Here is a 10,084-nt window from a genome sequence, read left to right as displayed (position 1 = left end):
GTACAACATTATTGTTCTCATTTTCTTCCAGCATTCCTTTTAAGCGTTCCCTGATCTCGGCCAGCGTCCAGTCTACTACTACCTTACCATCTTTGAACACGGTTTTCAACTCACCCTTTGCTTCCTCCTCCCAGGTGCACTGGTCTTTTACTTCCAGCTTACCGGTAATACTATTACGGTATACCTGCATTAAACCTTTAGCTGATTTCTTGGTACCGTCATCTGTTTTAGGATCTTTAAAAATATCCCTGCCTACACCATTCACCTCACCATAAGTGGCTTTCATGGCAAAACCAAAGGTATCGCGGGTTACATATTCATACGTGTAAGAACCAATACCCAATACTACGTTGTAGCTGGCAAAGCCTTTTTGTTTCAGTCCTTCCAGTATGGCCAGCTGGCGTTCAGTGGTAATGCTATCGCCATAGATAAGCCCAATGTGGCCATCCAGCAGCTTGTAACCCTGCTCCGTAATAATACCGCCAAAGGTTTCCCACATACATTCAATAGCTCCTTTGTAAGCGGGGCTGCCTGCGGGAGCATCTTTATCGCCTACGATAATTTTTACCGGGTCGCCACTGTCGGGGCGGATAACCACCTTACCATTACGGGCCAGGATCCTGCTTTTCAGCGCAGGTAAAAACTCTGTGATCACCTGCCAGAAATCCCAGGTATCGCTTACAATTGATACAATGCCTGCGGGATAAACCTCGCTGATGAGCCGTTCAAAGGTTTTGATCTCATCATCCTGCGTACCCATACACATTACGCTGTGTTCTGTTGCGGGTACAGAGCCGCCGATCAGCTCTTTCTCACAATTGGCGTTGTAATAAGTTTCCAGGAAATCAATCGCGGGAATGGTATCGGTGCCTGCAAAAGATAACAGGTGACCGGCGCCGCTGATCAGCGCATCTTCCACACCACTCATACCACGGAAAGAGAAGTCGTGGCCTTGCCAGGGTATAAAGCTCAGGTCATTGCCTACAGTTTCTTTTGCATACCGGGTAAAAGTTTTCAGGTATTGAAAAGCCGTGGTAGCAGAAGTACAGGGCTTCCACAGAATGGCGCTGAGAATGGTTTCCAGCATATTGGTGAGCCAGAAAAATTCCGGGATGGTATTCTTAATAGTAAAGATGGGCACACGCATGGGTACCAGCGTACCTTCGGGCAGGGCCTTAATTTCCAGCGGGAGGTAACCCAGATCATGCAGGGCTGCAATGTGATCATAGGTAATACTATCCTTGCCCAGGTAGTTATCCATACGGCGGGCATATTGTTTCAGCACCTGCTCTTTAGGCTGGCTGAAGAAAGATTCATTGAACTCGCGTACCAGGTATTCCTTAATAAAATACTGCAAACCAAAAAACACGATCTCCTGTACATCACCATTCCTGGATTTGCGCGGTGTAAGGTTAGAGTACACCAGGCTGGTACCTTCGGGATATTGGAATTTGTGGCCTACTTTGTAGCCGTCTTTTAAGAGGATGGGATTGATACGCATTGTTAGCTAATGTTAAGTTGGAAATTATTTTGTTTTAGTTTCTTGTTGAACTTGAATAACTCGGGCCGGCGGTTCTGAGAGCCTTCCCGCTTAATGCCGGTATTGATCACATATTCTGCATCCAGGATCTTGCGGCTGAAATTCCTGCGGTCTATTGTAACGCCCAGTATGCATTCATATAATTCGTGCAGCTCCGACATGGTGAACATTTCATCCAGCAGCTGAAAGCCTACGGGAAAATACTGGATCTTGGCCTGCAGGCGCTGTAAGGCTTTGGTAAAGATCTCTTTATGGTCAAAGCCCAGGGCCGGGATCTTTTTTACCGGGAACCATTGTACATCATTCGCCATTTTACCGGCAGCTATTGCAAACTTCTTTGGGTTGATGAGCGCATAATGTGCTACTGAGATCACACGTCCACGCGGGTCACGGTCCGGCGCATCAAAGGAATACAGCTGCTCCAGGTATACATTATCCATACCCAGCTTGGTTTGTAATATGCGGGAGCAGAGTTGCTGAAAACTTTCCTCCATCTGTAAAAAGGCGCCGGGTAAGGTCCAGCGGTCTTTAAAAGGCTCCTCATTCCTGTTCAGCAACAGCACGGATAATGTTTTCTCATGATAACCAAATACTACCAGGTCCACAGCCAGGGCAGGATTCTTATATGCGGAGAAAGCTTTCATTCTTTTTGTTTGTGTTAATTTGACACAAAGAAAGGAAGTTATTTTTATTTGTACAAGTTTTTCCGGGGATTTTATGAAAATAAGTACTTATACGTAACCGTTAGCTCCGGCCCGGAAGGCCGCCGGGAAGCGCTAACCTATTAAGAAAGATAGGGTTAATTGTAATAACAACGTAGTTCCGGCCGGATGGTTAGGGTTACGAACTTTCTTTGAATGAGGGGAATGTATCCGGATTGCGGATGGGCGGCAGCCGGGGTGCACGCGGGAAATACACGGATCGTACGCGGGATGCAATGCTATGATACTCAAATACAAGCTGGACATGACGTGGATTTGATGTGGACTTAACGTGGACTTGATCTGCATTTGTTGTTGATTTACAATGAGTTGCAAAAATGAAAAAACATGCTTTTTTAGCGGGAAAATAAGAGGTAAAAATTAGGCTTTAAGCTAATAAAAACGCAGAGCAGGTACTAAGCGCAGAGGAAGCAGGTATTGTATAAGTATGGGTAATGATTGCAGGTCAACATTATTGCGGCCATGCCAGCGTAATTGCTGTTAAGCATAAAACCAAACGGCTTGAGTCCAGTAAAATACCGGGACCCAAGCCGCTTTAATTAACTTGCGATCTTCTACCTTAATTCCTGAAAAAACTCCCGGCCGTACCCGTTTGCTCTACCCAAATACCGGAGCTGGCCTGCAGCTTGTATTCGCTTAACCCCACTTCCTTTCCACCAGGCGCCCAATCATAGGTATAACCCAAACGGGTCCAGGGATAATAATAATCCGTATTGGAGCTTAATGGCCGGTAGTAAGAATAAATAATATTGTCATCAAACCAGGTAGCGTACGCCGGTGAAACACCATTTACCAGCACCGCACCGGTAGTAGTGGTATTAATAGCAGGATTGCCGGCCGGGCGCACCAGCTTCTCGGGCTGTACCCACATTTGCGAGATGTGGGTATTACTGCGGTCATTGGCAGGCGGTAATCCCAGCAGCTGGCAGATACGCATAATAGTATCGGAGCCGGGCTTGAAAGCCGCTGCCAGTCTGCGTTTCATTTGTGCCGGTATAAACACCCAGGCATCGCCCCAGGTATTGGTAATAGAATCACCGGCCGGGTAGCTGGATGGATACTTCATAAAAGTAGCCATCAGTACATACTGTTTGCCATGAATGGTTTTCCATTGCAGGTTGGGATTGTCGGCCGTAATGGGCCATAAAGTATCTACTACTTCTGAATTGTCAGCCACGGTTGCATCGGTAATGGAGTTAGCGTACAGCTGATCTACGGTGTACTGGGGCGCTGGTACATCATCATCTTTTTTACAGGCTACAAATAAAAAACTAACAGCAAGAGCCATGCGGATCATGGATCCGGAACGAGGGGAAAAAGCTTTCATAGTGGTTATCTTTTGGTTATTCGGTTATAAGAGACCGGCTAAGTACGTAATTTTCAGTGATATACACAACTTTTTCCGCGCACTGCAGCCCGCTTCGTAACATAAGCATAACAATTGCATAATGCTCACTTAACCATTCCATAATAGTGGTTGATTCTCTTTGCAAACGCTTTAGGGTAAGAGGGATCCAATCATACACTTTGATAATAACGGACAACCACATCATCGATACCTGTTGTATACAGGATCAACTGCCATGCATATAAACCAAAGGTGAGCATATGAAATTAATTGTAGCTGTCGTGATCCTCTCCGGTGGATTATTGTCTTTTTTTCGTGTGAATGTAGGAGTGAAAATTCAGCACTCTTTAACAGTTGATTCCCTGGGAGCCTGCCAGGGCGCTCACTATGAGCAGGGTAAGCTATACCTGTACGGCGACCGTGAAACGGGCATGATGCGGGAGTATATACCGGGTAAAGATTCGCTGTTATACACCGGCCGTGAATATGCATTTACGGAAAACGGAAAAGATGTGATCAACCATCCCACCGGTATTGCACGCCATGGCAACCTGCCTGTTTTTATTGGCAACAGCATCCGCTTAAACAAAGAAGGTACGGCCTGGAAAGCAGTGATCTACTGCATTAACTGGGAAGGGTTTTTACAAACGCATACGCTGGATGGCAACGTTAAAAAAGTAATAGACGATGATGCCTGCATACAGGGCACCCGCCCGGAGTACGTGGAGTATAATGGCCAATGGTATGTAGCTACAGCCGATTATGGCAACCATGGTAATGAAGTAAGATTATACCATCCCGGCCGGCTGCAGAATGTATCCAACACAAAAGAAGATGGTGTGCTGTTTAAAAAGTTCACCTGCGGGCCCTGGGTGCAAAACCTGCACTGGATACCGGAAAAGAAGGTGCTGGTATTGATACAGAACCAGGTGGAGGGCCGTAAATGGCGCTTTACTTTCCTGAACCTGGAAACCTCCATTGCCGCAGGCAAAGCAGACATTATTAAGGAAATAGATATTGATAAACCCGATGAGCTGGAAGGCTTCACTTTTTTAAACAGCAGCCAAACAGGTGTTGCTGTTACCTCCTCCGCAAAGAACAATGTTCATTTTATAAATGTCAACTGGTAGAGTTATGCAAAGAACGTTACAAGATCTCACACGTGGATGTAAGTTTGTATTGGCGGCATGTGGCCTGATGGCTGTAATGCCCGCCAGTGCTGCCACAACAGGCAGGGAGTTAGCCATGGTATGGCAACAGCCGGGCGCCGTGGAAGTAAGCGGTACCATTACGGATGAAAAGAACCAACCCTTACCTGGTGTGAATGTAGTAGAAAAAGGTACCCATAAGGGCACGGTTACCAATGGAAATGGTCAGTACACCCTGCGTGTAAGCGCAGGCGCTACACTGGTATTTTCCTTTACCGGTTATATTCCGCAGGAAGCTGCCGCCAATCAGTCCGTATTAAATATACTGTTGCGCGAAGATGTAAAACAGCTGAACGAAGTAGTATCTGTTGGTTACCAGAAAATGCGCAAGAGCGATGTTACGGGCGCTATATCCAGTGTGAAGGCCAAAGAGCTGAACCTTACCACTCCCTCTGTAGGACAGGCGCTGGTGGGTAAAGTAGCCGGAGTGCAGGTATCGCAGGTAAGCGGCGCGCCGTATATGAGCACCAAGATCCGGGTACGCGGTGTGGGCTCCGTAAATGCCAGCTCTGACCCGCTGTATGTAATTGATGGCTACCCGGCCGGCAACGATGTATTCATCAACCCTAACGATATTGAATCCATCGACATTCTGAAAGATGCTGCTTCTGCTGCTATTTACGGTTCCCGTGCAGCCGGCGGCGTAGTGCTTATTACCACCAAACATGGTAAGGATGGCAAGGGCCAGCTGGAATATGATTACCAGTTTGGCGTGAACCAGCTGAGTAAAAAAGTAGACCTGCTGAATGCCGATCAGTTTGCACAGCTGGTAATAGATGGCCGCAACAATACCTACCGCGACCTGGTTATAAATGGCGGCGGCGCCTGGAATGATGCTATGTTCTCTGACGATAACGCTACCCGTGTTGCCAAAGTAGGCAATGCCAGCAGCGTAAGCATTCCCACTGAAATTTATGACCGCGCCAGCCAGAAAATGATCAAGCCGAAATATAATACCGACTGGCAGGATGAGCTTTACCGCAATGCACCGGTACAGCGGCATAACCTGGCATTTTCAGGTGGAAAGAACGGCGTGCGTTATGCGCTGAGCGGCGGTTACCAGGACCAGCAGGGTATTGTGGTAAGCACGTACCAGCGGAGGCTGAACCTGCGCGCCAATATAGATGCTGAGGTAAATGCAAAACTGAAAGTAGGCGCTAACCTGTCATTCACTTCCAATGATAACCGGGAGGTAGAAGAAGGCCGTTTTGATCACGGTCCTATCCTGGGCGCATTAATATACATGCCTTACTTCCGTGCTCGTAATGATGATGGCACCCTGCGCAAGAATGAAGCCGCCTCACAGTCGGCAGCATATGGTTACCAGACCATAGAAAACCCGGTAGCCATTGCAGAAGAAACCAACATTACCCGCAAAGGACGCCGTGCCACCTACAATGGTTTTGCGGTGTATGAGATTATTCCCGGCCTTAGCTTTAAAGCCAACCTGGGTTTGCAAACCTATAATGAAAAGTACGAGTTTTACCGGCCCGGCAGCTTAAGCTCAGATGCTAACCCGCCTTACTCTCCGCAGGCACTGGCAGCAGCCAGGGATACGGCCAGAACCTTATCTACCACCGATCAATTAGGTGAGTTTACACTGAACTATAAAAAACAAATCGGCAAACATAATATTGATGTATTGGCAGGTTATACGGCGCAGCAATATACCAGCGATGCGGTAAGCGTGCTGGCAAGAGGTTACCAGAACGACCGTATACAGGAGATCACCGGTAAGGGCGCAGACCCTACCAACTTTGCATTAAACCCGGCTACGGGCAAGGCTACCTGGACCATGCTCTCTTACCTGGCGCGGGTGGTGTACAATTATGAGAACAAATATTTCTTAACCGGTTCTTTCCGTACAGATGGATCATCCCGTTTTGGACCGGCCAACCGCTGGGGTAATTTCCCCTCCGTATCTGCCGGCTGGAATATTTCAAAAGAGCAGTTCTATACTGACCTGGTGGGCACATCCAGCTCTCTGAAGCTGCGTGCCAGCTGGGGTTTGAGCGGTAATAACAACATTGGCAACTATAACTACCAGCAGGTAATGAGCTCACCGGGTGGCGTGGTATATGGCAATGGCACCATTGCTACCGCCGTATGGTCCGGCGATCTGCGGGATCAGAAGCTGGGATGGGAATCAACCTCGCAGTTCAACTTTGGCGCAGACCTGGGACTGTTTAACGACCGCGTGTTTGTGATTGCGAACTACTACATCAGCCGGTCTTACAACCTGCTGTTTAACCAGTCTGTATCCGCGGTATCCGGCACTGCTGCCATATTAACCAACCTGCGTAATTCCAAAGTGCAGAACAAGGGTTTTGATGTGCAGATAGACAGCAGGATCGTATCTACCAAAGATTTCAACTTCAACTTCAGCGGCAATATATCCCTGAACCGTAACAAGGTGCTGGATATGGGCGGCGCCAGCACCATTATCACCAACGGAGCAGAGCGCTCCTATAAAACGCACATCACAGAAGAAGGGCAGCCTATTGGTATGTTCTACGGCTTTAAGGTAAAAGGTATGGTAAAGGAAAGTGATATGGCCAACATTGCGGCTGATGATGCTTTTTATAATTCTGCCACACAGTCGTTCCCGAAAGGCTATGTGCTGAAAGGGCCTGCCCGCTCCACAGCATCCAGCAATGGCTTAAAGCCGGGTGATCTATATTTTGAAGATACCAATGGCGATGGCGTAGTATCAGATGCAGATAAAACCGTGATCGGCTCACCCTACCCTAAATTCATATATGGGTTCGGGTTAAACTTCAGCTACCGGTCTGTAGACCTGAGCGCATCCTTTAACGGTTCTTATGGCAACCAGGTGCTGGACGGGCAGGATTATTACCTGTTTAACATGGAAGGTTCCGGCAACCAGTATGCCAAGGTGGCTAACCGCTACCGTTCGGCAACAGAACCCGGTGATGGCAGCGTGTACCGTGCATCCCGCGGTGGTACGCAAAGTAACAGCACCCGCCTTTCAACCTTCTATTTACAGGATGGTTCTTACTTCCGCTGCACCAACATTACCCTGGGCTATAACATTCCGCAGGCATTGCTGAAACCCGTAAAAGGCTTAAGCAATATACGTGTGTATGCCAGCGTGGATAATGCTTTTACTATTACCAAATACCTGGGTTACAACCCGGAAGTGGATTATAATAACGGCGTAAATCTTACGCCCGGCGTGGATTACGGCATGTACCCACTGGTACGCGCTTACAATTTTGGTGTGAAAGCTACATTCTGATAAGGATCTAAAAACTCAGCAAACAATGACTAACAGATATTTCATAATAGGTTGTATAGCGGCTCTTTCTTTACTGAGCGCGTGCAGCAAAACTTTCCTGGAGCAAAGCAATCCCAATGCTATTCCTACTGCAGTATACTATCAAACAGAAGGAGATATTGCACTGGCGGTTAATGGGGTATATCAATCCCTGAGAACCGGCGACGGTATTGGTGAGAACAGCGGTTTATATACCGATGAACGTTCGGACGATGCGGGCCGTAACGATAACCAGTCGAACGCGGGAGAGCCTTTCCAGTTCAACGACTTTTCCCTGCTGCCCAGCAACACATACCTTAAAACACATTGGCTGGCGCTGTTCCAGACCATTACCCGCTGTAACCAGGTATTGTCGAACATAGACAACATTACCTTTAGCAGCGCAGATACTAAAACACAATACGCTGCAGAAACAAAATTCATACGCGCGCTTATTTACTTTCACCTGGTGCGCACCTGGGGCGATGTGCCTTTGGTAACCAAACAGCTTACCACGCTGGAAGAAGTAACGGCCAATACTTTCCGTGAAAAGAAAGAGAAGGTGTATGAGCAGATAGTAGCTGACCTGAAAGATGCGTTGAACAGCCCTTTACCTAACCAGCAAACCGGCGCCAACAAAGGCCGGGTAAGCAAGGCCGCTGCCAATGCCCTGTTAGGCCAGGTATACCTGACCATGGCCACCACGCTGGATGCCGGCAGCCGCACGCAGAACCTGAACAATGCAAAAACCTACCTGGACGCTGCCTGGGCTATGCGCAGCTTCAGCGCACTGAAGGATATTCCTTACACGGATGTATTTGATGTAAATAAAAAATCGACCTGCCCGGAGCTCATCTTCCAGATCGTGAACAAACAGGGTGATATTAACTATTCATCTTCCATAGCTGCCAACAACCAGGCAAAAGGAGAAAAGGTTAATTCGCTAAAACCCTCTTCCGGCGTAGGTGGCAACGTAAAGCTGGACCTGGTGAAAGAGTATGAGGAAGGTGACCCGCGCAAAGACTTTTCCGTAAAATTTGCCAATGACGCCACCGTAAAAGACTGGTACATTACCAAGTTCAGAGACACCAGCGCCGTTGCCGGTACCAATGGTTACGGCGGTAATGACTGGATATTGATCCGGTATGCGGATGTGGCGCTGATGCTGGCAGAGGTGAATATGTACCTGGGCGATAATGCCACCGCCATTACCTACCTGGATATGGTGCGGGAAAGGGCCGGTATGCCATTATATAATGTGGTAAAAGCTGATCCTAACTACAGCAGTAAATTCCCTACGCTGAAGCTGGCCATTTTGCATGAAAGACGTGTGGAGCTGGCATTTGAGCACCACCGCTGGTATGACCTGCTGCGCTTTTTCACCATTGACGAGCTGGTGACCTATATACATGCCAAGAACCAGGCTGATTATGGTAAGGCCAAGATCTCCAACTTTGGTTTAAAGGACCTGTATTATCCCATTCCGTTTGATGAGTATAAGCTGGATCCGGTGAAGATGTACCAGAACCCGTATTACCAGTAGAAGAATGTAAAATGTAAAATTTTAAATGCTAAATGTAAAAGTTGGGTGCTGTACTGCGTTGACTTTTACATTTATCTCGTTCATAAAGTCTTTTTAAAGTTCATAAAGTCTTTTAAAGGTCTCTATGAACCTCCTTCGTCGGTTTAGCATTTTACATTTATAAGGGGGAGCCGGCGTACACGCCGCTCCTCCTTTTTCATTTCCCTTTCTCCGATTTTATTTTAATCTTTATGCCTATTATGAAGAAGAACAGGGGACAATTTAGCATTATCTGCGCGCTGCTTTTTTGCTACAGCAGTTTGCAGGCGCAGGATCAGTATGAACTCAATACTGGCTGGCAATGTGCCAACATTGCCAAAGTTACCGACAAAGGCGAAGCGCTTTCCGACCCTACCCATACCTTAACCGGCTGGATGCCGGCCACTGTACCGGGTACCGTACTTACC

At 47.6% G+C, this 10,084-nt stretch carries 7 protein-coding genes; 4 read left to right on the top strand and 3 right to left on the bottom strand.

Going from position 1 to position 10,084, the window contains the following annotated elements:
• The 3 genes from VIM87_RS22025 to VIM87_RS22015 form a co-directional block, all read right to left on the bottom strand.
• Window positions 1-1,501, bottom strand: a 1,501-nt coding sequence (locus VIM87_RS22025) for a nicotinate phosphoribosyltransferase (RefSeq protein WP_331999097.1), incomplete at its 3' end; no start/stop codon positions are given.
• A gap of 2 nt (window positions 1,502-1,503) precedes the next feature.
• Window positions 1,504-2,184, bottom strand: a complete 681-nt coding sequence (locus VIM87_RS22020) for an NUDIX hydrolase (RefSeq protein WP_331999096.1) — start codon at window positions 2,182-2,184, stop codon at window positions 1,504-1,506.
• Window positions 2,185-2,821: 637 nt separating this feature from the next.
• Window positions 2,822-3,589, bottom strand: a complete 768-nt coding sequence (locus VIM87_RS22015) for a hypothetical protein (RefSeq protein ID WP_331999095.1) — start codon at window positions 3,587-3,589, stop codon at window positions 2,822-2,824.
• Window positions 3,590-3,870: 281 nt separating this feature from the next.
• On the opposite strand from VIM87_RS22015, the gene VIM87_RS22010 reads away from it, so the two are divergent.
• From VIM87_RS22010 to VIM87_RS21995, 4 genes are all read left to right on the top strand, one after another.
• Window positions 3,871-4,740 (top strand): hypothetical protein, encoded by an 870-nt coding sequence (locus VIM87_RS22010; RefSeq protein ID WP_331999094.1) that lies wholly within the window; start codon window positions 3,871-3,873, stop codon window positions 4,738-4,740.
• Window positions 4,741-4,744: 4 nt separating this feature from the next.
• Window positions 4,745-8,077: a TonB-dependent receptor gene (locus tag VIM87_RS22005; RefSeq protein WP_331999093.1), complete on the top strand. Its 3,333-nt coding sequence runs from the start codon at window positions 4,745-4,747 to the stop codon at window positions 8,075-8,077.
• A 25-nt stretch (window positions 8,078-8,102) separates the two neighbouring features.
• The gene (locus VIM87_RS22000; protein WP_331999092.1) at window positions 8,103-9,638 is read left to right on the top strand and encodes a RagB/SusD family nutrient uptake outer membrane protein; all 1,536 of its coding nucleotides are present in this window, start codon (window positions 8,103-8,105) and stop codon (window positions 9,636-9,638) included.
• A 239-nt stretch (window positions 9,639-9,877) separates the two neighbouring features.
• A partial coding sequence (locus tag VIM87_RS21995) for a hypothetical protein (protein WP_331999091.1) occupies window positions 9,878-10,084 on the top strand: 207 nt, incomplete at its 3' end.

This window comes from Chitinophaga sp. (assembly GCF_036569125.1).
Lineage (GTDB): Bacteria > Bacteroidota > Bacteroidia > Chitinophagales > Chitinophagaceae > Chitinophaga.
The sequence above is the reverse complement of the archived record's forward strand: the minus strand, read 5'-3'. Positions and strand labels throughout refer to the sequence as shown.